The organism is Amaricoccus sp. B4, assembly GCF_043226085.1.
In the GTDB taxonomy this organism is placed as follows: domain Bacteria; phylum Pseudomonadota; class Alphaproteobacteria; order Rhodobacterales; family Rhodobacteraceae; genus Amaricoccus.
Genome location: NZ_CP171225.1, coordinates 3,686,245 through 3,710,851, shown reverse-complemented (window position 1 = coordinate 3,710,851; position 24,607 = coordinate 3,686,245). Strand labels below are relative to the sequence as shown.

General features: G+C 66.1%; 18 protein-coding genes. 8 read left to right on the top strand and 10 right to left on the bottom strand.

All coding sequences use genetic code 11. From position 1 onward, the window contains the following. Nucleotides 1–16: 16 nt before the first annotated feature. A complete protein-coding gene (locus ACF66B_RS17830) occupies nucleotides 17–745 on the bottom strand; it encodes a response regulator transcription factor (protein WP_111429651.1) in 729 nt (242 codons plus the stop codon). After that, the gene (locus ACF66B_RS17825) at nucleotides 742–2,727 is read right to left on the bottom strand and encodes a PAS-domain containing protein (RefSeq protein ID WP_111429652.1); all 1,986 of its coding nucleotides are present in this window, start codon (nucleotides 2,725–2,727) and stop codon (nucleotides 742–744) included. Before ACF66B_RS17825 ends, ACF66B_RS17830 begins: the two co-directional genes overlap by 4 nt. Nucleotides 2,728–2,906: 179 nt before the next feature. Here ACF66B_RS17825 and ACF66B_RS17820 point away from each other — a divergent pair, with 179 nt between their 5' ends. From ACF66B_RS17820 to ACF66B_RS17795, 6 genes are all read left to right on the top strand, one after another. Continuing rightward, the gene (locus ACF66B_RS17820) at nucleotides 2,907–4,544 is read left to right on the top strand and encodes an acyl-CoA synthetase (RefSeq protein WP_111429653.1); all 1,638 of its coding nucleotides are present in this window, start codon (nucleotides 2,907–2,909) and stop codon (nucleotides 4,542–4,544) included. An 82-nt stretch (nucleotides 4,545–4,626) separates the two neighbouring features. Continuing rightward, complete coding sequence (locus ACF66B_RS17815; RefSeq protein ID WP_111429654.1) at nucleotides 4,627–5,385, top strand: ABC transporter ATP-binding protein; 759 nt, start codon at nucleotides 4,627–4,629, stop codon at nucleotides 5,383–5,385. Continuing rightward, nucleotides 5,382–6,140, top strand: coding sequence for an ABC transporter ATP-binding protein (locus tag ACF66B_RS17810; protein WP_111429655.1), 759 nt, complete (start codon nucleotides 5,382–5,384; stop codon nucleotides 6,138–6,140). The genes ACF66B_RS17815 and ACF66B_RS17810 overlap by 4 nt, the downstream gene beginning before the upstream one ends. A gap of 38 nt (nucleotides 6,141–6,178) precedes the next feature. Beyond that, a complete protein-coding gene (locus ACF66B_RS17805) occupies nucleotides 6,179–7,387 on the top strand; it encodes an ABC transporter substrate-binding protein (RefSeq protein WP_111429656.1) in 1,209 nt (402 codons plus the stop codon). Nucleotides 7,388–7,475: 88 nt separating this feature from the next. After that, a complete protein-coding gene (locus ACF66B_RS17800) occupies nucleotides 7,476–8,363 on the top strand; it encodes a branched-chain amino acid ABC transporter permease (RefSeq protein WP_111429979.1) in 888 nt (295 codons plus the stop codon). Nucleotides 8,364–8,374: 11 nt separating this feature from the next. After that, entirely contained in the window at nucleotides 8,375–9,298 is a 924-nt protein-coding gene (locus tag ACF66B_RS17795; protein WP_111429657.1) for a branched-chain amino acid ABC transporter permease, read from the top strand. Nucleotides 9,299–9,412: 114 nt separating this feature from the next. On the opposite strand, the gene ACF66B_RS17790 is transcribed toward ACF66B_RS17795, so the two are convergent. Then, nucleotides 9,413–10,963 carry a DHA2 family efflux MFS transporter permease subunit gene (locus ACF66B_RS17790; protein ID WP_111429658.1) on the bottom strand — a complete coding sequence of 517 codons (1,551 nt, stop codon included), beginning with the start codon at nucleotides 10,961–10,963 and terminating at the stop codon, nucleotides 9,413–9,415. Between the two features lie 39 nt (nucleotides 10,964–11,002). Beyond that, nucleotides 11,003–12,196, bottom strand: a complete 1,194-nt coding sequence (locus ACF66B_RS17785) for an HlyD family secretion protein (protein WP_111429659.1) — start codon at nucleotides 12,194–12,196, stop codon at nucleotides 11,003–11,005. 191 nt (nucleotides 12,197–12,387) lie between these two features. Between ACF66B_RS17785 and ACF66B_RS17780 the strand changes: the two genes are divergently transcribed. After that, a complete protein-coding gene (locus ACF66B_RS17780; protein ID WP_111429660.1) occupies nucleotides 12,388–13,026 on the top strand; it encodes a TetR/AcrR family transcriptional regulator in 639 nt (212 codons plus the stop codon). Here the strand turns inward: ACF66B_RS17780 and ACF66B_RS17775 are convergent. From ACF66B_RS17775 to ACF66B_RS17750, 6 genes are all read right to left on the bottom strand, one after another. After that, a complete protein-coding gene (locus tag ACF66B_RS17775) occupies nucleotides 13,011–14,390 on the bottom strand; it encodes an ATP-binding protein (RefSeq protein WP_111429661.1) in 1,380 nt (459 codons plus the stop codon). The genes ACF66B_RS17780 and ACF66B_RS17775 overlap by 16 nt on opposite strands. Further along, the gene (locus ACF66B_RS17770) at nucleotides 14,387–15,070 is read right to left on the bottom strand and encodes a response regulator transcription factor (RefSeq protein ID WP_111429662.1); all 684 of its coding nucleotides are present in this window, start codon (nucleotides 15,068–15,070) and stop codon (nucleotides 14,387–14,389) included. The genes ACF66B_RS17775 and ACF66B_RS17770 overlap by 4 nt, the downstream gene beginning before the upstream one ends. A 276-nt stretch (nucleotides 15,071–15,346) precedes the next feature. Continuing rightward, nucleotides 15,347–16,804, bottom strand: a complete 1,458-nt coding sequence (locus tag ACF66B_RS17765; RefSeq protein ID WP_111429663.1) for a DegQ family serine endoprotease — start codon at nucleotides 16,802–16,804, stop codon at nucleotides 15,347–15,349. Nucleotides 16,805–16,947: 143 nt separating this feature from the next. Further along, nucleotides 16,948–17,865: a DMT family transporter gene (locus ACF66B_RS17760; protein WP_111429664.1), complete on the bottom strand. Its 918-nt coding sequence runs from the start codon at nucleotides 17,863–17,865 to the stop codon at nucleotides 16,948–16,950. 35 nt (nucleotides 17,866–17,900) lie between these two features. Beyond that, nucleotides 17,901–19,007 carry a type III PLP-dependent enzyme gene (locus ACF66B_RS17755; protein WP_392663471.1) on the bottom strand — a complete coding sequence of 369 codons (1,107 nt, stop codon included), beginning with the start codon at nucleotides 19,005–19,007 and terminating at the stop codon, nucleotides 17,901–17,903. Between the two features lie 169 nt (nucleotides 19,008–19,176). Continuing rightward, nucleotides 19,177–21,714, bottom strand: coding sequence for an EAL domain-containing protein (locus tag ACF66B_RS17750; protein WP_392663468.1), 2,538 nt, complete (start codon nucleotides 21,712–21,714; stop codon nucleotides 19,177–19,179). Nucleotides 21,715–22,334: 620 nt separating this feature from the next. On the opposite strand from ACF66B_RS17750, the gene rnr reads away from it, so the two are divergent. Beyond that, nucleotides 22,335–24,590 carry a ribonuclease R gene (gene rnr, locus ACF66B_RS17745; RefSeq protein WP_111429667.1) on the top strand — a complete coding sequence of 752 codons (2,256 nt, stop codon included), beginning with the start codon at nucleotides 22,335–22,337 and terminating at the stop codon, nucleotides 24,588–24,590. Nucleotides 24,591–24,607 lie beyond the last annotated feature (17 nt).

Here is a 24,607-nt window from a genome sequence, read left to right as displayed (position 1 = left end):
ATTCGGACCGGAGGGCTCAGGTTTCCTCCACCTCGACCCAGTCGACGCGGGGCGTGAAGACATAGCCCGCGCCATAGACGGTGCGGATGATCGTGGGCGTTCCGCTGTTGTCGCGGAGCTTCTTGCGGAGGCGCGAGACACGCACATCCATTGCCCGGTCGAAAGGCTCGAGATCGTCCTGGCTGCTGAGATCAAGGAGGAGCGCGCGGCTCAAAACCCGGCCCGGCGCCTCTATGAAGCTGCGCAGGAGCGCGGTTTCGGCCGCGGAGAGCTCCACCCGCTCACCGTCGGGCGCGAGCAGAGTGCAGGCATCGAGATCCGCCTGCCAGCCCTCGAAGAGTGCAAGCCGCCGCATGGCGCCCGGCCGTGCGCCGCGTGCATCGCCGCCCCGGCGCAGCACGGCGCGCACCCGCGCCACGAGCTCGCGCGGCTCGAAGGGCTTCACGATGTAGTCGTCGGCGCCGATCTCGAGGCCGATCAGCCGGTCGGTCAGATCGCCGCGCCCGGTGACGATGATCGCAGGGATACCCTGGCGCCGCAGGAGCTCGGAGACGAGGCTGAGCCCGTCGCCATCCGGCAGCTCGAGATCGACGAGGCAGAGGTCGGGCCGGCGCTTCTCGAGCGCGCGGGAAAGTTCGGCACGGCGCTGGAAGCGCTCGACGGTATAGCCCTGGGTCTCAAGGGCGCGGCGCATCACCTGCGCCACTTCGGCCTCATCCTCGAGCAGATAGAGGAGCTGCTTCATGCGGGCTGTCCGGTCTCCTGTCGTGCTGGCGCGGCCACTCGCCGCGCTCGTGCGATCGCGGCCTCGAGGTCGGCGCGCTCGAAGGGTTTGCGCAGAAGCGGGAACTCTCCGCCAGAGGCTTCCTGCTCGATCTCGCCGCCATGGCCGGTCATCAGCACGATGCCGACCGCGGGCGCACGGGCGCGGATCTCGCGGGCAAGCTCGATGCCGGAGAGCCCCCCCGGCATGCCCACATCGCTGAGCACGAGGCCGATCCCCTCGACATGGCCGAGAAGGGTCAGCGCATCCTCGGCATTGCCCGCCTCGATCAGCGGATGGCCGAGCGCGATGAGCTGACGGCGCAGCACCGAGCGCACATCCGGGTTGTCCTCCACCAGCATCGCAAGCGGCTGCGGCGCGTTGACCGTGCTGCCCGGCGCGGGGGCCGTCTCCTCGAGCTCCGGGGGGCGGGCGGCCTTGTCGGCGGCCGGAAGAAGGATCGTGAAGGCGCTGCCGCGGCCCGGTTCGCTCTCGACACGGATGGCGCCATTCGACTGGCGCACGAAGGCGTAGACCATGGTGAGGCCGAGGCCTGCCCCGACCCCGTCGCCCTTGGAGGTGTAGAACGGCTCGAAGATGTGGTCGCGCTGCTCGCGCGACATGCCGATGCCGGTATCGGCAATCCGCACGCGCACATAGCGGCCGGGGCGGATCTTGAAGGTTTCGGCCTCGACCGAACCGATGGTGCAGGCCTCGGTGCCGAAGCGCACCTCGCCCGCTCCGCGGATCGCATCCCGCGCGTTGATCGCGAGATTGAGGAGCGCCATCTCGAACTGCGCGGGATCCGCCCAGGCGGCGCGGGCCTGGCCGCGGGTCGAGCAGATGATCTCGACATTCTCCGGCATCGAGGAGCGCAAGAGCTTCACGATGCCCGCGATGGTTTCCTCGACCGCGATCGGTGCGGGCGCAAGGGGCTGGCGCCGGGCGAGCGCGAGCAGCCGACGGGTAAGGCTCGAGCCGCGCCGGGCCGCGGAGATCGCCGGCTCGAGAAACTCCGTGCGCAAGGCGGGATCCTCGATCCGCTCCTCCAGCGGCACGAGATTGCCGATGATGACGGTCAGGAGGTTGTTGAAATCGTGCGAGATTCCGCTCGAAAGCCGACCCAGGGCATCCATCTTGTGTGACTGGAGCAGGGCGGCGTTCGCGGCCTTCTGCCGCGTGATGTCGATCGAGAGGATGTAGAACCCGATCACGCCGCGCCGGGCGGGCTGCTCGGGGCGGAGGAAGGTGCGGATGTCCTTGCGGCGCCCGTCCGGCAGCATGATCGTCATCTCGAAATCGACGGCGACCCCGCGGCGCGCCTGCTCGAAATAGGGCGCGGCGATGCGGCTGGTCTCCTCCGCGAGAATATCCGAGCATCGCCGCCCGACGAGCTGCTCGGGCCGGTGGCCATAGGCCTTGGCAAAGCGGCTGTTGGCGTAGAGGATCACCATCGCCTCATCGAGATGGGCGATGCCGGCGGGCACGGCATTGGCGATGATCTTGAGCCGGGCCTCGCTCTGGCGCAGGGCCGCCGCCCGCTCGGCCGCCCGCTGCTCGAGCGCGGCCTCGCGCTCCTTCTGTGCGGTGACATCGGTATAGAGCGTGACGAAACCGCCGCGGTCAGGCAATGGGGCGCCCGAGACACGGATGACGGTGCCGTCGGGGCGAACCCGGTCGAAGCAATGAGGCTCGAAGCGCCAGGCATCGGCGACCCGCTGGGCCACCTGCTCCTCTGGAATGCCGGGACCATACTCGCCGCGCTCGGCATTATAGCGCACGAAATTCGCGAAATCAGCGCCGAGATGCGCGAGGTGCGGCGGAAATTCCAGCAGCTCCAAGAACTTGTTGTTCCACGCGACCATGCGCAGATCCCGATTGAAGATCGTGATCCCCTGATCGATGCGGTCAAGCCCGGCCTGGATCACCGGGTCGATCGCGCGCTGGATCTCGTCAGTCGTCATGCATCCTCAGCCGCCCGGCGCAGGCGAAAGCACTCCGCGCGCCCGCGTGATGATATCCGAACCCGCACGCCGCATTAACCCCTGTTACAATTGGCTACATTTGCGCCAACATCCTGAAACGCAGTTTTGCGAACGTCCCGCCGTCCAAGGAATATCGCAAAAAATGTCGGGGGGAAGACATGATGCACAATATCTATGAACAGGGTCTGGACAAGACGCCGGCCAACCATGTGCCGCTGACCCCCCTGAGCTTCATAGAGCGGACGGCCGCGATCTACCCCGACCGTCTCGCCGTCGTCCATGGCGCGGTGCGGCGGACCTGGGGCGAGACCTACGAGCGCACCTGCCGCCTCGCCGGCGCCCTCGCCGCACGCGGGATCGGCAAGGGTGACACGGTGTCGATCATCGCCTCCAACATTCCGGAGATGTTCGAGGCGCATTTCGGCGTACCGATGACGGGTGCGGTGCTCAACACCGTCAACACCCGGCTCGACGCCGAGGCGATCGCCTTCATCCTCAACCATGCCGAAGCGAAGGTCGTACTCGTCGATCCGGAGTTCTCCGAGGTCGTCCAGCGCGCCGTGCGCATCGCCGGGCGCAAGATGCTCGTGGTCGACATCGAGGATGCGAGCTTCGAATTTGGCGAGCGCGTCGGGCAGATGACCTATGACGAGCTTCTTGCCGAGGCGCCCGACGGCTACGACTGGAAACTCCCCGCCGACGAATGGGACGCGATCAGCCTCAACTATACCTCGGGCACGACCGGAGACCCGAAGGGCGTGGTCTACCACCACCGCGGCGCGCATCTGAACGCGCTCTCCAACATCCTCACCTGGGGCATGCCTCAGCATCCGGTCTATCTCTGGACGCTGCCGATGTTCCACTGCAACGGCTGGTGCTTCCCCTGGACCATCGCGGCGGCGGCGGGCATCTGCGTCTGCCTGCGTTCCGTCCGCGCCGAGCCGATCTACGAACTCATCCGCCAGGAAAAGGTCACCCATTTCTGCGGCGCGCCGATCGTGCTCAACATGCTCGCCAACGCGCCCGACGAACTGAAGCAGGGCATCTCGCACACGGTGAAGGTGATGACCGCCGGCGCGGCCCCGCCCGCCGCCGTCATCGGCAAGATGGAAGCGATGGGGATCGAGGTCACCCATGTCTACGGCCTCACCGAAACCTACGGGCCGTCGGTGGTCTGCGCCTGGCAGGACAAGTGGGACGGGCTCGACGGTGACGAAAAGGCGCGACTGAAGGCCCGCCAGGGCGTGAAGAACGCGGTGCTCGACGGGCTCATGGTCGCCCATCCCGGCACGATGGAGGCGCTTCCGGCTGACGGCAAGTCGATCGGCGAGATCTTCATGCGCGGCAACAACGTGATGAAGGGCTATCTGAAGAACCCCTCGGCCACCGGAAAGGCCTTCGATGGCGGCTGGTTCGCATCAGGGGATCTTGGGGTCATGCACCCGGACGGGTATGTCGAGATCAAGGACCGCTCGAAGGACATCATCATCTCCGGCGGCGAGAACATCTCCTCGATCGAGGTCGAGGATGTGCTCTACAAGCATCCGGCCGTGATGGAGGCCGCAGTGGTGGCGAAGCCCGACGAGAAATGGGGCGAGACGCCCTGCGCCTTCGTCGAGCTCAAGAAAGGCATGGATCTTCCAGAGGCGGAACTCATCGCCTTCTGCCGCGCCAACATGGCTCACTTCAAGGCGCCGAAGGCGATCATCTACGGCCCCCTCCCGAAGACCTCGACCGGCAAGATCCAGAAGTTCCTTCTGCGCCAGCAGGCGCGCGATCTCGAACCCGCGGGCTGAGAACGGGGGGTCACACCCCGCCAGCCACAAGCAGGCCGGACGGAAGCCCGTTCGGCCGCGACAACAGGGAAAACACATCACGATGACCGACCAGAACAACCACGTCCTGGAGACGCGGGGACTCACAAAGGAATTCAGGGGATTCACGGCGGTCGATGACGTGAACCTCCAGGTGCAACGCCATACGATACATGCGCTGATCGGCCCCAACGGGGCCGGAAAGACCACCGTCTTCAACCTGCTGACCAAGGTGCTGACACCGACGCGCGGCAGCGTTCTCTTCAATGGCCGCGACATCACCAGCGCCAAGCCTGCCGACATCGCGCGGATGGGGATGGTGCGCTCGTTCCAGATCTCCGCGGTCTTCCCGCACATGACGGCCCGGGAAAACGTGCGCGTCGCACTGCAGCGCGAGCTTGGCACCACCTTCCACTTCTGGCGCTCCGACCGGACGCTCAAGGTGCTGAACGAACGGGCCGATGCGCTTCTCGACATGGTGGGCCTCGCCCGCTTCTCCGACGCCACCGTCGCCGACCTGCCCTACGGCCGGAAACGCGCGCTCGAAATCGCCACCACCCTCGCACTCGAGCCCGAACTCATGCTGCTCGACGAGCCGACCCAGGGCATGGGCCGCGAGGATGTCGAACGCATCACCCAGCTCATCCTGCAGGTCTCGAAGAATCGCACGATCCTCATGGTCGAGCACAATCTCGGCGTTGTCGCGACGCTCTGCGACCGGATCACCGTGCTCCAGCGCGGTGCCATCCTGACCGAAGGCGATTACGAGACGGTCTCGAACGATCCGCGCGTCAAGGAAGCCTACATGGGGAGGGCCGCATGAGCATCGAGACCCGATCCCCCCATGTCGAGATCGGCGGCCAGTATGCCTCCGAGCGGATCGAGGAGATCCGCGTCGCCGACCTGCATGCCTTCTACGGCGAAAGCCATGTGCTGCACGGCATCGACCTCACGGTCTACCAGGGCGAACTCGTCACGCTCCTCGGCCGCAACGGCGCGGGCCGCACCACGACGCTGCGCGCCATTGTCGGGCTCATCGGCAAGCGTACCGGTTCGATCATGCTGAAGGGCGAGGAGGTCATCGGCAAGCCGCCGCATGTCATCGCCCATCTCGGCGTCGGCTACTGCCCTGAGGAGCGCGGCATTTTCGCAAGCCTCGACGTGGAGGAGAACCTCCTCCTGCCACCGGTGGTGGCGCCGGGCGGCATGTCGGTCGAGGAAATCTACGAGATGTTCCCGAACCTCGCCGAACGGCGCAGGAGCCAAGGCACCCGCCTCTCGGGCGGCGAGCAGCAGATGCTCGCCATGGCCCGCATCCTGCGCACGGGCGCCAACATCCTTCTGCTCGACGAGATCACCGAGGGCCTCGCGCCGGTGATCATCGACAAGCTTGCCGACGTACTGACCGAGCTCAAGGGGCGCGGCTACACCATTCTGCTCGTCGAGCAGAACTTCCGTTTCGCGGCACCGCTCGCGGACCGGCACATCATCATGGATCACGGCCATGTGGTGGAGAGCGTCCTCAAGGACGAGCTCGAACAAAAACAATCCGTGTTCGACGAATATCTCAGCGTCTGACGCTTCAATCCAACGGGAAACTTCAGGGGAGGTCCCACATGAAACTCGCAAGAACGCTCGCCGCCGGTGTATCCGCCGCCGCGATGATCGCATCCGCGGCATCGGCGCAGGGCATCAGCGACGACAAGGTCAAGATCGGTGTCCTGACGGACATGTCCGGCACCTATTCCGACCTCGCGGGCGCGGGTGCGGTGGCAGCCGCCGAGATGGCGATCGAGGACTTCGGCGGCACGGTCGCCGGCGCGCCCATCGAACTCGTCTCGGCCGATCACCAGAACAAGGCCGACATCGCCGCCAACACCGCGCGCCAGTGGGGCGACAGTGAACAGGTCGACACCTTCGCCGAGCTCGTGACCACCTCGGTCGCGCTCGCGGTGTTCGAGATCGCCAAGCAGCAGAACAAGATCGCGCTCGTGACCGGCGCGGCCTCGTCGCCGCTGACCAACGACGCCTGCATCCCGACGGGCTTCCACTGGGCCTACAATACCAAGGCGCTGGCGAACGGCACCGGTAAGGCGGTCGTGGCCGAGGGCGGGGACACCTGGTATTTCCTCACTGCCGACTACGCCTTTGGTGAAGCCCTTCAGAAGGACGTGACGGCTGTGGTCGAAGCCTCGGGCGGCACGGTCGTCGGCTCGATCAAGCACCCCTTCCCGGCCACCGACTTCTCGTCCTTCGTTCTCCAGGCCCAGGCTTCGGGCGCGAAGGTGATCGGGCTCGCGAACGCCGGCGCCGACACGACCAACGCCATCCGCGCGGCAAGCGAATTCGGCGTGATCGCGGGCGGTCAGCAGATCGCGGCGCTGCTCATGTTCCTCACCGACGTGAACGCGCTCGGTCTCGACGTTGCCCAGGGCATCCAGCTCACCACCGGCTTCTACTGGGATTACGACGAAGAGACCCGGGCCTGGTCGGCACGCTTCAAGGAGCGGACCGGCAACGAGCCCACCATGGTCCAGGCCGGCCTCTACTCGGCAATCACCCACTATCTCAAGGCCATCGAGGCCACCGGCACCGACGATACCGATACGGTGGCGGCCAAGATGCGCGAGATGCCGGTCGAGGACTTCTTCGCCAAGAACGGCGTCCTGCGCTCCGACGGGCTCATGCAGCACGACATGTTCCTCGCCCAGGTGAAGAGCCCCGACGAATCCGAGGGCGCCTGGGACTATTACAACATCGTCCGGGTGATCCCGGGCGAAGAAGCCTACGGGCCGCTTTCCGAAAGCACCTGCCCGACGAAGTGATGCAAGGCCCTGCCCGCGCGCTACGGCGCCCGGGCAGGGCCCCACCTCTCGGAGTTCGGGTGCTGACAAGGGGAGCTTATCCGAAATGATGATCCAGATTCTGGGCGTGCCGATCCAGGCATTGCTCGGGCAGCTGTTGATCGGCCTGATCAACGGCGCCTTCTATGCGGTTCTGTCGCTTGGCCTCGCGGTCATCTTCGGGCTGCTCAATATCGTGAATTTCGCCCATGGTGCGCTCTACATGCTCGGCGCCTTCGCGGCATGGTTTCTCGCGCAGCATCTCGGCATCGGCTACTGGGGTGCGCTGATCGTCGCGCCGATCATCGTCGGCGCCTTCGGCATCCTGATCGAGCGCTTCCTGCTGCGCCGTCTCACCGGTGTCGACCACCTCTACGGGCTCCTGCTCACCTTCGGGCTCGCGCTGGTGATCGAAGGGACGTTCGTGAAGTTCTTCGGCGCCTCGGGAATGCCGTTCCCGACCCCGGCAGCGCTCTCGGGCGGTGTCAATCTCGGTTTCATGTTCCTGCCCTGGTATCGCGGCTGGGTCGTTGTCGCCTCGTTGGCAATCTGCCTCTTCACCTGGTGGCTCTTCGAGCGCACGCGCATGGGGGCTTACCTGCGCGCCGGCACCGAGAACCCGAGCCTGCTGCAGGCCTTCGGGGTGAACGTGCCGCTGCTCACCACGCTGGCCTACGGCTATGGCGTGGCACTCGCCGCTTTCGCCGGTGTGCTGGCCGCACCGATTACCCAGGTGAACCCGCTCATGGGTTCGAACCTCATCATCGTGGTCTTCGCGGTCGTGGTGATCGGCGGCATGGGCTCGATCATGGGCGCGGTCGTCACCGGCCTCTCCATGGGCGTCATCGAGGGCCTCACCCGCGTCTTCTGGCCCGAAGCCTCGGCGACGGTGATCTTCGTGGTGATGGCGATCGTTCTGGTACTGCGCCCCGCCGGCCTCTTCGGCCGGGCAACGTGAGGGAGCAAGCCATGACACGCATTCTTGCCTATGGCGCCGTGATAGCACTCCTCCTCATCGCGCCGCACTTCATCTATCCCGTCTTCCTGATGAAGCTGCTCTGCTTTGCGCTCTTTGCCTGCGCCTTCAACCTGATCCTCGGCTATGGCGGCTTGCTGAGCTTCGGACACGCAGCCTTCTTCGGCGGGGCGGCCTATATCACCGGGCATGCGCTCAAGGTCTGGGGCTTGCCGACCGAACTCGGCATCCTCGTCGGCGCGGTCTCGGCCGGGCTTCTCGGCGTGGCCGTCGGTGCTCTCGCGATCCGCCGGCAGGGGATCTACTTCGCGATGATCACCCTCGCGCTCGCGCAGATGGTCTATTTCTTCTTCATCTCCGCCCGCTTCTCCGGCGGAGAGAACGGCCTGCAGGGCGTGCCGCGCGGCAGCTTCCTCGGCATGATCGGGCTGCAGGACAACATGGCGATGTATTACTTCGTGCTCGGGATCTTCCTGATCGGGTATCTCATCATCGCCCGGGCCGTGCATTCGCCCTTCGGTCAGATCCTGCGCGCGATCCGCGACAACGAGCCACGCGCCGTCTCGCTCGGCTACGATGTCGACCGCTACAAGCTGCTCGCCTTCGTGCTTTCCGCAACGCTCGCAGGACTTGCCGGCGCAACGAAGACCGTTGTCTTCCAGCTTGCCTCGCTCACGGATGTGCACTGGCACATGTCGGGCGAGGTGGTGCTGATGACACTGCTCGGTGGCCTCGGCACCCTGCCCGGCCCCGCAGTCGGCGCCGCCCTGATCGTGACGCTGCAGAACTACCTCGCCTCCGGGCCGCTCTCGGCCTGGGTGCCGGTGGTGATCGGCGTCATCTTCATCATCTGCGTGATCGCCTTCCGGCGCGGCATCGTCGGCGAGATCCGCGAGTTCCTGAAGCGATCCTTCTGACCGGCCTCTGCCCCGCCGCCTGTGGTGGGACAGAGGCAGTCAGGCAAGCTCCCGAACGAAAAGAGGCCCGGCGCGCCCTGCGCCGGGCCTTGTTCCATCCCGCGCCCGCCTTGCTCAATGCGCCGGGGCGCCGCCCGCAGCCGGCTCGGGCCGCTGCACGAAGGGCACCATCACGAGCATCGCGGAAAAGATCACCGCGAGAATGATGAAGATGTCGGCGAAGGCCATCACCGTGGCCTGCTGGTTCACCATGCCGGAAAGCTGCTGCAGGGCCGCCTGTCCTGCATTGCTGCCCAAGGTGGGGGTAAACGCCTGCGTCATCGTTGTCAGACGTTCCTCGGCGAGCGGCGCCCCCCATCGCAGGCTCTCGGCCAGCCGTTCTGCATGGAGATCGAGACGGTTCTGGAGCACCGTGTTGATCCCTGCGAGCCCGAAAGCCCCGCCGAGGTTGCGCATGAGATTGAAGAGACCGCTGGCGTTCTTGATCCGGTCCGGTGGCAGCGTGCCGAGGGCAACGAGATTGATCGGCACCATGCAGAACATGAGCGAGACCCCGCGCAGCGCCTGCGGCCAGAAGAGTTCGCCGAAGGCCCAGTCCGCGGTGATCGGGTGGAGCTCGACGCAGGAGATCGTGAAGCCGAGCAGCCCCATGAAGATCAGCCGCCGCGGATCCGTCTTGCGGGAGAGCATCCCCACCACCGGTGCGGCAAGGAACATGAAGGCGCCGCTCACGAAGACCGTTTCGCCGATTTCGAGCGCGTTGTAGCCGCGCACACGCGCCAGAAAGAGCGGATAGAGATACGTCAGGCCGTAAAGCCCGATCCCGAGCACGAAGGTCATGATCGAGCCGACCGCGAAATTCCGGTCGCGGAAGGCGCCGAGATCGATGATCGGGATCTTCACCCGGAAGGTGCGCCAGAAGAAGAGCGTGCCGGATACAATCGAGACGAGGGCGAGAAACGCGATCGTCGAATCCTGGAACCAGTCGTTCCGCTGGCCTTCCTCCAGCACGTATTCGAGACTTCCCAGGAAGATCGCCATCGCGGAAAGGCCAATCAGGTCAATGTTCCTGAGCAGGCTCATCTCCGGCTCGTCGAAATCGACCAGGGTCCAGGCGAGCACGGTCGCGGCGATGCCGGGGATCACGTTGACAAGAAAGAGCCAGTGCCAGGAGAAGAGCTCGGTGAGATAGCCCCCGATGGTCGGCCCGACAGTCGGGGCAAGTGTCACGGTCAGACCGACGAGGGCCATCACCGCGCCCTGATACTTCTTCGGGAAGACGGTATAGGAGGCCGCAAAGGCCGTCGGGATCATGCCGCCGCCGATGAAGCCCTGAAAGGCGCGGTAGACGATCATCTCGTTGATCGTCGTCGCGGTCGCACAGAGCACGCTCGCGAGCGTGAAGCCCGCCGCCGAGATGGTGAAGAGTACCCGCGTCGAGAGCGCGCGGGAGAGATAGCCTGACAGCGGAATCATGATGACTTCCGCGATCAGATAGCTCGTCTGCACCCAGGAGATCTCGTCCGGCCCGGCCGAGAGCCCGGCCTGAATTTCGGAAAGCGAGGAGGAGACGATCTGGATGTCGAGGATCGCCATGAACATGCCGAAGACGAGCGCGAGAAACGCGATGAGCCGCCGCGGCGTGACGGGCATTTCCGACTGCATGTCTGGGTATCCTTCCGGCGCGGGGATGTCCGGGCGGCGCTAGTGCTGCGCCGCCTCAGGTGTCGTGCGGGTGTCGGCCGTGACGGTGACCGAGAGGCCCGGCCGCAGCCAGCCCTCGGCGGCGATGTCGGCGGGCACGTTCACCCGGACCGGCACGCGCTGCACGATCTTGGTGAAGTTGCCGGTCGCGTTTTCCGGCGGCAGCAGGCTGAAGACCGCGCCGGACGCGGGCGAGATGCCCTCCACTTGGCCTTCGACATGGCGATCCGGGAACGCATCGACCGAAAGATCAACCTTGGTGCCGGGCGCGAGCTCGGCGATCTGGGTTTCCTTGAAGTTCGCCTCGACATAAATCTGCCCCATCGGAACGACCGCCAGCAGCCGCTTGCCGGGCGTGACGAAATCACCCTGCGCGACGGAAAGGTTGCCGACGATCCCGTCAACGGGCGCGCGCAACACGGTCGCATCCAGATTGCGCTGGGCCTGTTCGACATTGGCGTCGAGCTTCGGAAGCGCGGCCTCGGCCTCCGCCTTCTGTGCGATCACGACCTCACGATCGGCTTCGGCCGTGGCAATGCCGGCTTCCGCTTCGGTGACCGCAGCCCGTGCCGATGCATCGGAGGCACGGGCCGATTCGACCCGCTGTTCGGTCGCCACATCCGTTTTCACGAGCCGCTCGTAGCGGGCAAGGTCCGCCGCAGTCTGGACGGCATCGGCGCGCGCGGCATCGAGTTTTGCCTTGGCCTGGGTGATGGCGGCATCCGCCGCGCCAAGCTGAAGGCCGATCCGATCGATCGAGGCCTTCTGAGAGGCAAGGTCGGCCTGCGCCGATTCGAGAGCGTTGCGGTAGTCCCCGTCATCGAGCACGACAAGCGGGTCGCCGGCCTTCACCGCGCTGTTGGCCTTGGCCGGAACCGAGGCGACGTAGGCGGTGACCTTAGGAGACAGGATCGCGAAATCGGCCTCGACATAGGCATCATCGGTGCTCACCTCGAAGCGCCCGACCGTCCAGTAATCGTAGCCGAACCAGGCGATGCCAGCGAGGGCCACAAGCCCTATGACGGCCAGGACCGTGCGTTTACGTCTGCCACGCGAGGCCGGGGCCTCGCTGCTGTCGGGCGGCCCTCCCGCGGCTTCCGTCCGGCCCGCGCCGGGGGAGGCATCGTTGCGCAGAGCGGTCTCCGCGTCCGTGCGCCCATCCAGTCCCTCGCCGGTCACATGATCTCTCGGCATGTCCTGACTCCCCGTCACCGGCTCGTCAGAACCGGAATTTCATTATGACCGAACCGTTCGGTCAGGCACTTGACTTAATGCAACAGAGATACGAAATCAAGATGACCGAACGGTTCGGTCAATGCAGGCGCCAGGTGTGGCAGGATTGCTGGCAAGGCGGCCTGAGAGAACGAAGAGGAGGAGGCGGGAAGATGTTCGCGAAGCACAAGGGCCCCCCACCATCGGCCGGCCCCGACCAGGAGAACGCCAAACGCCAGCAGATCCTCGAAGGCGCGCGGCGCAGCTTCATGGCGCACGGCTTCGATGCAGCAAGCATGGGCGCAATCGCCCGAGAGGCTGGCGTCTCGAAAGGCACGCTCTACGTCTATTTCGACAGCAAGGAGGCGCTCTTCTCCGCCCTCATAAACGAAACGCGCCGCAAGACCGCCGAGCGGCTGCTTGCCTTCGAAAGCGACGGCCGCGCGGTTGAGGAAGTGCTTGAGGAATTCGGCAAGGCACTGATCGCGAAGCTGACCTCGCCCGAGAACATCGCGCTCCTGCGCATGGTGATCGGCGCCTCGGAGCGTTTCCCCGAGGTGGCCCAGGATTTCTACCGCGCCGGGCCAGCCCACGGCGCGAACCGTCTGAGCGCCTATCTCACGAGCGAGGTTGCGCGCGGCCGGCTCAGCATCGAGGATACCGATGCCGCCGCCTGGCAGTTTCTCGGCATGTGCAATCATCCTGTCCTCATCGGCACGCTTGCCTCCTTCGATCCGCCGGATGCGGAGCGGACCGAGAAGATCGCCCGCGCCGCTGTCCGGACCTTCATGGCAGCCTACGGTCCGGCCTGAACGCCGGGCGTGTTGAAGGCGATCAGCACCCGCAGTCCGGGCGCGTTGTCCTCGAGGCGCAGCGCGGCGCCATGCATCCGTGCCACCGCCGCGACGAGCGCAAGGCCAAGCCCCGCGCCATTGCCACCCCGGCTCGGATCGAGCCGCACGAAACGCTCCACCGCCCGCGCCCTTTCCTCCGCCGGAATGCCGGGGCCGCAGTCGGCAACGGCGAATTCCGCCTCCCCCTCGCCCGCCGTCACCGAGATCGTGACGGTGCTGCCTTCGGGCGCATGCTTCAGCGCATTGTCGATGAGGTTCGAGGCAGCCTGCGCCAGAAGCTGGGCGTGCCCCTCGACAACCGGGCCATCATCCCCGGCCGCAACCGCAATCGAGATGCCCTGCTCCTCCGCCACCGCGCCATAGAGATCCGCCATGTCGCGGGCGAGCGCCGCCAGATCGACCGGCTCGAACTGCTCGGCTCCGATGCCGGCCTCCACGCGCGAGATATCGAGCAGCGCCGTCGCGGTCGAAAGCACCGTTTCGGCCTCCGCCTCGGCCTGCCCGATCAATCCGATACGCGCCTCCCTGTCGAGCCCCTCCGCCTGGGCATCGCGCAGGTGCCGCACGAGCCGCCCGAGCGGGCTCCTGAGATCATGGGCCAGGCTGTCCGTCACCGTGCGGAGGTCGCGGACCAGCGTCTCGATCCGCTCGAGCATCGCGTTGAGCGTGTCCGCCAGCCGGTCAAACTCGTCGCCACTGTGGCGCAACGGCACCCGGCTGGCGAGATCGCCCCCCATGATCGCCCGCGCCGCGCCGTCGATCGCGCCGATCCGACGCCGCATGAGGCGGACCATTGCCCAGCCGGTCGCAAGCGAGAGCAGCGTCATCGCAAGAATGGCCCAGATCACCGCGCGCCCGAGTACCCGGTCGAACGCCGCCCGCGCCGCCACATCGCGCCCGACCAGCAGAAGCTCCTTTCCCGGCAGGCGCACCGCGAGCGCCGAGATCTCGGTTGGCCGGTTGCGGTCGAGCCGGAAGAGCGAGAGCGTCGACCATCCGGTATCGGGCGCGACGGTGGGCGGCCAGCCGGCAAGATTGCCCGCGATGCGCCGTCCGTGCGCATCCGCCAGCAGATAGATGGCATCACGGGTCTGGGGCTGGGCGAGCCGGGTGTCAATCGCGCGGGCGAGCCCCGAGATACCCGCCCGGTTGTAGTCGTCAGCCAGCCCCCGGATCTCGGCCTCGACCACCGCGCGCTGCTCGGTGTCGATCACGCCGCCCACCCGCCAGTAGAGAAAGCCCAGCACCAGCGCGGTCGATGCCGCGACCATCACCAGATGCGCGACGATCAGCCGCGCAGCGGCGGAGCGGCGCAGGCTCACTGATCCGACAGCGTGTAACCGCTGCCCCGCACCGTGCGAATGAGCGGCTTCTCGTCCTCGCCGTCGATCTTGCGCCGCAGCCGGCTGATGTGGACGTCGATCACGTTGGTCTTGGGGTCGAAACGATAATCCCAGATCCCCTCGAGCAGCATCGTGCGAGTGACCACCCGCCCCTTCCGGCGCATCAGGTATTCGAGCATCTGGAACTCCCGCGGCAGGAGGTCGATCTGCCGCCCGCCCCGCGCCGCACAACGCGCAATGAGATCGAGTTCGAGATCGCCGCAGACAAGGCGCGTCTCCTCCGGCTTCGTCTCGCCGGGCCGGCGGAGCACGGCCTCGAGCCGGGCCGAAAGCTCGGCGAAGGAAAACGGCTTCACCATGTAGTCGTCCGCCCCGGCGCGGAGACCGCGCACCCGCTCGTCGATCGCGCTCATCGCGGTCAGGAGGATCGCCGGGGCGCGTACGCCCGCCGCACGGGCCGAGCGCAGGAGCGAGAGACCGTCGAGATCGGGCAACATCCGGTCAAGCACCATCGCATCGAAGCCGCCATCGAGCGCGTGCATCAGCCCCTCGCGGCCGAGCCCCGTGGCCTCGACCGCATAGCCAGCCTCGCGCAGCCCCTTCGAGAGATAGTCCCGTGTCTCTCCGTCATCCTCGACAACCAGGATCCGCCGCGACATCGCTCCATCCTTTCCTTAAGTCAAAACGGGCGGCGCTGGCCCGCCGCCCGGTCTCATCCTTGTCTGCGCAGGTCGCGAAGAAAAGGTGTATTCCAGAGTGTTGGTTCCTTCCGGCCGCGGCCGGAAAAAGATCGGGGCAGCACCCGACCCGCAGAGGGGGAAGACAAGACCCTCCGGGGTGGCGGAGCCGGGCACTGCCCCGACGGTGGGGGATGCGCCGGGCGGGACCAGGGAGCAGGGGAGCGGTCCCGTCCGCGGCGCATCGGCTCGAAAGCCCTACCCCAGGCGCACACCCACAAACAGCCGTGCACCATTCCGTGCGATCTGGAAGAGGATCGCGTCGTGCTTCTGGTCCTTCAGCGCCTGATCGACATCGGCAGGCGTGTGGACTTCATTGTTGCCGACCTGAAGGATCACGTCGCCGACCTCGAGCCCGGCCTCGGCGGCCAGCCCGCTGCCATCGAGCGAGGTGATGACCACGCCGTCCATGTCGTCGGAAAGCCGGAGCTGCTCGCGCGCGGCAGGGGTCAGCGCCGAGAGGGTCGCGCCGAGCTGCTCGGAGGCCGTGCTGCCCTGATGCGACTGCGACGGGTCGAGCGACGCCATCTTCTCCGCATCGAGCCGGCCGAGCTTGAGCGTGATGGTCTCGGCCTTGCCGTCGCGCAGGATACCGACCGTCGCGTCATGATCGGGTGCGGCAGCCGCAACGAGCTTCGGCAGATCACGGCTCGAGTCCACCTGCTTGCCGTCAAAGGAGACGATCACATCGCCGGTCTTGAGCTTGCCCTGTGCGGGGCTGTCCTCGACGACTTCGGCCACCAGCGCGCCCTTCGGCTCGTCGAGCCCCACGGCGGCGGCGATATCCGGCGTCACGGTCTGGATCGACACGCCGAGCCAGCCGCGCTCGACCGAACCGCCGTCCTTGAGCTGCATCACCACCTGCTTGACGGTGTTCGAGGGAATGGCAAAGCCCACCCCGACAGAGCCGCCGTTCGGCGAATAGATCGCGGAGTTCACGCCGATGACCTCACCCTGGAGGTTGAGCAGCGGGCCGCCGGAGTTGCCGCGGTTGATGGCGGCGTCGGTCTGGATGAAGTCGACGTAGGGTCCGGCATTGATGTCGCGGCTCACCGCCGAGACAATGCCGCGGGTGACGGTGCCACCAAGGCCGAAGGGGTTGCCGACAGCGATCACATCCTCGCCGACCCGGATCGCGTCGCTGTTGCCGAGCGGCAGATAGGGCAGGTCCTCCGCATCGATCTTGAGCACCGCAAGGTCGGTCTGCTGGTCTGTGCCGACGACCTTCGCGTCGAACTCGCGGTCGTCGGAGAAGCGCACCTTCACCTTCGTCGCCTCGTCCACGACATGGTCGTTGGTCACGATGTAGCCGTCAGGTTCCATCACGAAACCCGAGCCGAGCGCCATGCCCTGCTGGTGCTGCTGCGGGCCGTTCGGCGATGGCATCCCCTCGGGCATTCCGAAGCGGCGGAAGAACTCCTCGAAGGGCGAGTTCGGTCCGAAGGCGAACTGCTCGGGCATCGCCTGATCGGTCCGGTCCTGGGTCGCGAGAACCGTGACCACCGCCGGGCTCGCGCGTTCCACCAGATCAGCCACTTCACCGGGTTGCGTCTCGGCTCCTGCGATCGGCGCCCATGCGAGCCAGGCCCCGGAGGCCGCAGCAAGAACGGTCGCAGCGACCGGCACCGGGCGCAGGAATGTCGCGTGTCGCGTCATGTCGGATAACACCTCTTGTCTCTCGCGCGCATCTTGCCGCGCGTCGAAGCTCAAGATCGTGCCGCGACATGAAAAGCGCCTCTCGGCAACATTAAGGATCTTTCATGTTCGCACACCGTGGCGCCTGCCCGGTTTGCGCCCCTTCAGGCAGGCCCCGCGACGACCGCCTTCGAGCCCGGTTTCCAGAGGCTCGAGCTCGCGACCACCGCACCGCCGACCACGAGCACACCGGACCAGAGCATGTCGGTCCCGAGCGTGCCGGAGGTGAAGGCCGCGACGAGCGCCGCGCCGATGAAGGGCTCGACATAGGAGAACGTGCCGAGCGCCTGGATGTCGCCATGCTTGCAGCCGTAATCCCAGAGATAGATCGCAAGCCCCATGGGAAGGATGCCGAGGCCCGCAATCGCGGCGAGCTCCGACGGATCCGGCGTCACCCATTCCTCGACCGAGAGATGCAGGCCAAGGCAGAGAAAGGCCGCCAGCATGTAGAAGACCCCGAGGGCCGAGGACGGCACGCCCGACAGCCCCCGTGTCGAGATCGAGTAGAGGCCCCAGAGGGCCGCGGCACCGCCGATCAGCGCGAGATAGAAGACCGCGCCGCCATCCACCGCCTCGTTCCCGCCGGTCTCGATCAGCATCAGAACGCCGAGGAAGCCGAGCCCGGCCCCGGCCAGATGCCACCAGCGCAGCCGTTCGCCCGGCAGGAAGGCCGAGCCGATGACGATGACGAGCGGCGTCGTGCCCTGCAGCAGCGCGGCCGGTGCGGGCGGCGCCTTCTGCGTCGCATAGTAGATGCAGGCATGATAGCCGACGAGCGAACCCACCATCAGCACCCAGACCCGCAGCGGCAGCCGGAACGCCTCCAGCGGATCATCCCCGGTGACCCACCAGGCAAGCGGCGACAGCAGCGCAGCGAAGGTGAACGCAAGGGCCACCGTCTCGATCGGCGGAATTGCCGTCGTATAGGTGATAAGCGTCGTTTCCGTCGCCCAAAGGGACACCCCGATTGCCCCCATAAGCGTCGGCAGCAAGCGGCCGCGCACAGGGTGGCTTCCCGTCATCGCTCTTCTCTCCAATTTACTGTCAAACCGGCCCCTCAGCCGGTCAGCCTCACCACATTGCTCGCATGAAACCCGTTGAACTCCGTACGCATGGCGAGGCTGTAGGCTCCCATCATTCCAACTTCCACCCAGTCTCCCTCCTGCACGTCATCGGGCAGTGTGAAGCTTGCTCCGAGAACGTCATTGGAGTCGCAGGTCGGGCCATAGATCTTGAACTCCGCCGGCCGCTTTTCGGGCCGGTCCCCGTTGCGCAGCAGCCGCACCGGCCGGCTCTCCTTCGGATGCCCAAGCTCCTGAAGCGTCCCGAAGATGCCGTCGTTGAGATAGAGGCTGTTGCCCCGGCGCACCACCACCTGGAGCAGCACCGTCCCCGAGGTCGCAACAAGGCTGCGCCCCGGCTCGCAGAGCAGCATGTAGCCCGGCGCAAGCGCGAGCTTCTGCCGCCCGTGGATGACGTGCGAGAAGTAGTGCTGGAGGCTTGCCGGACTGTCTCCCGGATAGGGCGCCGGGAAGCCGCCGCCGACATTCAGCACGCTGATCGGCACATCGGCCTTGCGCGCGACCTTGCCCGCCAGCGTCATCGCGGTGCCGAAGGCCCCGGGCGAAAGGCACTGCGATCCGACATGAAACGAGATGCCGGCCTTCACGCCACGGGCATGGACATGCTGGAGGATCCGCGCCGCCTCGTCGGCGCTCGCCCCGAACTTCGTCGAGAGAACATAGCGCGCGTCCTTGCCCGGCGTCGCGAGCCGCACGGCGATGATGAGCTCGTCGCTGAGATCGGCCTCCTGGAGGATCTTCTCGACCTCCTCGATGCAATCGGCGGTATAGAAGCGGATCCCGTGCAGCTCGCTCGCCTTCCGGATCGCCGGGCGCGTCTTGGCGGGGTTGTTGAAGAACTGCCCCGCAGCCTTGCCGAAGAGCGATTCGACAAGCTCGATCTCGCCAAGCGACGCCACATCGAAGTCACGGATGCCCGCGTCGAAGAGCGTCTCGAGCACGAAAGGGTGCGGATTGCATTTCACCGCATAAAGCGGACGGCCGGGAAAGTTCATGAACCGTGCGGCCGACGCCCTCAATTCGAAGGGATCGATGCAGAAGACCGGTTCGCTCGGCGCGAGGTCTTCGATGATCTCTTCCACACTGCCATACCCCCGCAGACCCGCGGCCGAAGGTGCAAGCGCCGGCGGCTGAAAGGGAGCAACGAACGTTTCGTCTCGGTAGGGCAGTGAAAGGTCCGCGATATACTCGGGGTCCAACGCCTCTGCTCTATTACGCATACTCTGATCCTGAATTGGGTAGCACAGGGCGCTACGCTGCTGCGATGGAGTCCCCCTCCTCGCCGAAACCGGTCCACCCCTTGAGGAATTCGGTCATCCTCCGGGCATTCATCGCTCCCCCGAAGAGATTCCCCTGAACCTGGTCGCACCCCTCTGCGAGCAGGAACTTGATCTGGTCCCGCGCCTCGACGCCCTCGGCGGTCGTGGCGATGCCGAGACTGCGGCCGAGGCTGATGACGGACCGCACGATGGCGTGCGACTTCTGCTCTTCCCGCGCATCCGCGATGAAGGAGCGATCGATCTTGAGCTTGTCGAACGGGAAGGCGTTGAGACAGGCGAGAGACGAGAACCCCGTTCCGAAATCGTCGAGCGCCACCTTGATGCCGATTTCCTTGAAGGAATTGAGCACCTCGAGCGCGAGATCGGTATCGCTGATGAGAACGCTCTCGGTGATCTCGAGCTCGAGCCGGCTCGGTGGCAGGCCCACATCCTGCAGGATGTGGCGTACGGTCTGCACGATGTCGCGCTGCCGGAACTGCACCGCGGACATGTTCACCGCCATCATCAGATCGGGCCATTCCAGCGCTTGCCGGCAGGCGGTCGCCAGCACCCATTCGCCGATCGCGCCGATGAGACCGGTATCCTCGGCAATCGGGATGAAAAGCTCCGGCGGCACCATGCCGCGGTCCGGATGCCGCCAGCGCAGCAGCGCCTCGACCCCGGTGATCTTTGCCCCGCGAATATCGATGAGCGGTTGGTAGTGGAGCTCGAACTCCTCGCCCGCGATCGCCTGGCGCAGATCGTATTCGAGCGCCTTGCGCTCCTGCAGTTCGAGATCCATCTGCACCTCGAAGAACCGCACGGTGTTCCGCCCGCTCTGCTTGGCGCGGTAGAGCGCGATATCGGCATTCTTCAGGAGCTTCTCCGGGCTGTCGCCCCGGTTCGATGACAGCGCGACGCCGATGCTCACGCCCACATGAAGCAGGTTCCCATCGACCTGGAACGGTTCCTCGATCACCTCGATGATCCGCGAGGTGAGCGCCTGCACGTCCGGCGGGCCGTTGATGTCGGTCTGGATGATGGCAAACTCGTCGCCGCCAAGCCGCGCGACCGTGTCGGTCGGTCGGGCGCACGTCTTGAGCCGCTCGGCAACCTCGTTGAGCAGCAGATCCCCTGCCGCGTGGCCAAGCGTGTCGTTCACTTCCTTGAAATGATCGAGATCGAGGCAGAGCACCGCGACGCGCGCCGCCTTCCGCCGCCGGCCGCCCAGCGCCATGTTGAGCCGCTCGGCGAAGAGCACCCGGTTGGGCAGGCTGGTAAGGCTGTCGTGAAGCGCCAGATGCTGCGCACGGGCCTGCGCCTCGACCTCCTCGGTGATGTCGGTCGCCGTGCCGCGGAATCCGATGAAGACGCCTTGCGAGTCGAAGATCGGCCGCCCGGCGAGGCGGCAGTTGCGCACCCGGTTGTTGGCATCGCGATAGCGGCAGCGGATGTCGCGGAAGGTGACCTGCTTGCGCAGCTCCGTCATCAGGTGCCGCTCGGCATCGAAGCCGTCGACCGGCGCGAAGCAGGCCTCGAGCGTCTTGCCGAGGAGTGAGGCGGCGGCAATGCCGGTGACTTCCGAGAAGCGGGTCGAAAGATAGATGAGCCGCAGATGCGGATCGCATTCCCAGATCCAGTCCGACGAGGCTTCCGCCACATCGCGGAAGCGCGATTCGCTTTCCTCGAGCGTCTGGGCATAGGCCTCGACCGTCCGGGCCGATTCCTGAAGCGCGCTCGTGGTCTTGCGTGCATTGCTCACCACCAGCCAGGCAAAGGCCACCAGCACGACGATCGACATCGCGAGCGGCGGCAGCAGCAGGCGGAGCAGCTCGAAGCCCGGCTTCTCCGGCGTCCAGTAGAGCAGCCCGAGCTGCTCGCCTTCCGGCCCGAGCAGCGGAATCGTTGCGCCGCCCTCTGCGGGCGGCTGGCCGAAGATGATGCGGAGATCGCGCAACAGGTATTCGCTGCCGATACGTGAGAGGAAACTCGCATCGAGCCGTTTGCAGAAGACGAGAACGGAACGTTCCGATGGCGGCAGACTTTCGGGATTGACCGAAGGCGGCATGATCGAGGTGGCGGCAACGAGCACCAGACCCTGGCTCGAACGCAGGACGCCGACCGCCGGCGTCGGCGAGGCGAGCCCCGAGGCGATGAGCTCCTGCAGCCCCTCCGGCACGATCGCAAAGGCGTCCGCCCGCTGCGGCACGCCTTCGAGCACGGAATAGACGGTCTCGCCAACCGGGTTGATGACGAAGGCCATCTCGTAGCCGAGCCCCTCGTAGATGTTGGCGCCGACATTGCCGTCTGTGGCGGCCCAGTCGAAATCGAGACTCACATGAAGATGGTTGTAGACGTCTTCCCAGACAGCGTAGTCGCGCAGGTTGCGCGCCATCTGCCGCTTGTTCACCGAGAGCGCGGTTTCGGCGAGTTTGGTCGACGACTCAACTTCGAGGCGATTCTGCCCCTGGGCGGTGAAGATGACGAATCCCACGACCATAAAGATGGCGCCGAGGATGGCACAGGCCATTGGCACCACAACGCGTCGCGTAAAAAGATCTCGCGACAAGGCCGACACGGAGATTCTAGCAGTATTCACAATACGCCCCCACCCTTCGTGGCCACGAACCTGCCGCAGACCTCCTAACCAAAGGTAACCGCAAAGCTGCTTTCCGTTTCAGGATATGCACTCCCTTAACGATTTGAAACTTCGCAACCTTTTAACAAAATTTGCGATTCCGTCAGACAAGCCATACCTCAAAAGCGAGGAGCTTGCCACAAAAATATACACGTATAGATTGAAATCACCACCCCTCAAGGGGTTGGCACCAGCCCTTCGCGCCAATTGTTGCGCTGCAGTGTGCTGATGCCGTCACAAAGGCGCGAATCCGACGGCGCACAACCTGCAGTCGTAGTCGTTAATACATATGCTCCGGGCTCGTTCAATGCTCGCGGCGCGACAGAATGAGCGCAATTTTCAATAAAAGCGACGCACTCTCCACCAGCCCGCACCGGCCTTCCGGTTCGCGAGAACTCGCCCCTCGCGCGACCATGGTCCGGGAGCGTGGGTGGCGTGTCCGCCCTGCCCCACTTGCTGCGGGCATGCGAAATTCCGGATGTCAGCGCTTCGGACGCATGTTAACGGAAGGCATGAACCGCTTACCCACCCCCGACGAGATCCTGAACTTCCTGCGCGACAATCCCGGCCAGTCGGGCAAACGCGAGATTTCGCGTGCCTTCGGCCTAAAGGGGACCGCGAAGGTCGAGCTGAAGCAGCTGCTCGCCCAGATGACCCGAGACGGGCTCATCGACAAGCGCCGCAAGCGGGTGCGCCCTTCCGGCGAGCTGCCCCCGGTTCTCGTCCTGCGCGTGACGGGGCCGGACGATGCGGGCGATCTCTGGGCCGAGCCTGCGGAATGGGATGAGGAGGAGCCCGCGCCGCGGATCCTCGTGCTCACCCGCAAGGACGACCCGGCGCTCGGTGCGGGCGACCGGCTGCTCGGGCGGATGACCGCGCTCGAGGGCGAGAACGTGCCGCTGGCGGCTCGGGTGATCCGCAGGATCGGGATGGGGCCAAAACGGGTGATCGGCATCTACCATGCCTCGCCCGAAGGCGGGCGGATCGCGGCGATCGACAAGCGGACGGACCGCGACTGGCTCGTGCCTCCGGGGCAGTCGGGGGGCGCGCGGGATGGCGAGCTGGTCGAGGCGGAGCAATCCGGGCCGGCACGCTCGCATCTCATGCCGAGGGCGCGGGTGATTGCCCGGCTGGGCGATCCTTCGGCGCCGCGCTCGGTCTCGCTCATCGCGATCCATGAACACGGCATTCCGGACGAGTTTCCGCAGGCCGTGCTCCGGGAGGCCGAGACCGCGAAGCCGGTCTCTCTCGGCGCGCGCGAGGATCTCCGGGATCTGCCGCTCGTGACCATCGACCCCGAAGATGCGCGGGATCATGATGACGCGATCTTTGCCGAGCCCGACAGGGATCCGAAGAATCCCGGCGGGCATGTGGTCTGGGTCGCCATCGCGGATGTGGCGCATTATGTCCGGCCCGGCAGCGCGCTGGACCGGGAGGCGCTGCGGCGGGGCAACTCGACCTATTTCCCCGACCGGGTGGTGCCCATGCTGCCCGATGGTCTTTCGGGCGATCTCTGCTCGCTCCATGAAGGCGTCGACCGGCCCTGCATCGCGGTGAGGATCACGCTCGATGCCGAGGGCGAGAAGATCGAGCATCGCTTTACCCGCGGGCTGATGCGCTCGCCGGCGAGCCTCACCTATACCCAGGCCCAGGCCGCGGCGGACGGGACGCCCGATGCGGCGACCCGGCCGCTGAAGGAAAGCGTGATCGATCCGCTCTGGGCGGCCTGGCGGGCGGCCCATGCGGCGCGGGCGCGGCGGGCGCCGCTCGATCTCGACCTGCCGGAGCGCCGGATCGTGCTCTCGGAGATGGGCGAGGTGCTTTCCGTTGCCTTCCGCGACCGGTTCGATGCCCACCGCGTGGTCGAGGATTTCATGATCCTCGCCAATGTCGCCGCCGCCGAGACGCTGGAGGCGAAGCGGGTGCGGCTGCTCTACCGGGTGCATGAGGAGCCGAACCCGGAAAAGCTCGAAAGCCTGCGCGAGACGGCGGCGAGCGTCGGGCTCACGCTCGCCAAGGGGCAGGTTCTGAAGACCGCGCATCTCAACCGGCTGCTCGACGGGGTCGCGGGCACCGAACATGCCGAGATGATCAACATGAGCGTGCTGCGCGCCATGACCCAGGCCTATTACGCGCCGGAAAACTTCGGGCATTTCGGGCTCAACCTCGCCCGCTACGGCCATTTCACCTCGCCGATCCGGCGCTATGCCGACCTTCTGGTGCACCGGGCGCTGATCCGGGCGCATGGCTGGGGCGAGGACGGGCTTACCCATGAGGAAGAGGCGGAGCTCGAGCGGACGGGCGAGCATATCTCGATGACCGAGCGGCGCTCGATGATGGCCGAACGCGACACCACCGACCGCTATCTCGCGGCCTATCTCTCGGAGCGGATCGGCTCGGAATTCGCGGGCACCATCGCGGGCATCGCGCGCTTCGGGCTCTTCGTGAAGCTCGACGAGACCGGGGCGGACGGGCTGGTGCCGATCTCGGCGATCGGGACCGAATATTTCCGCCACGACCCGGAGGCCCAGACGCTGACCGGGGAGAAATCCCGGCGGGTGATCGGCCTTGGCCAGCGGGTGCTCGTGCGGCTGGCGGAGGCCGCACCGATCACCGGCGGGCTGCTCTTCGAGCTGCTCGAGGTCGAGGGCAAGGGCATGCCCACGCCGCCCCGCCGCGGCAAGGGCGGCCCGCCACGCCGGAAGCTCGCGAAAGCGAAGATCCGGCATGTGAAACGGGCGAAATCCGAGCGCCGCAGCCGGCCCTGATGGCTACTTTCGGGGGG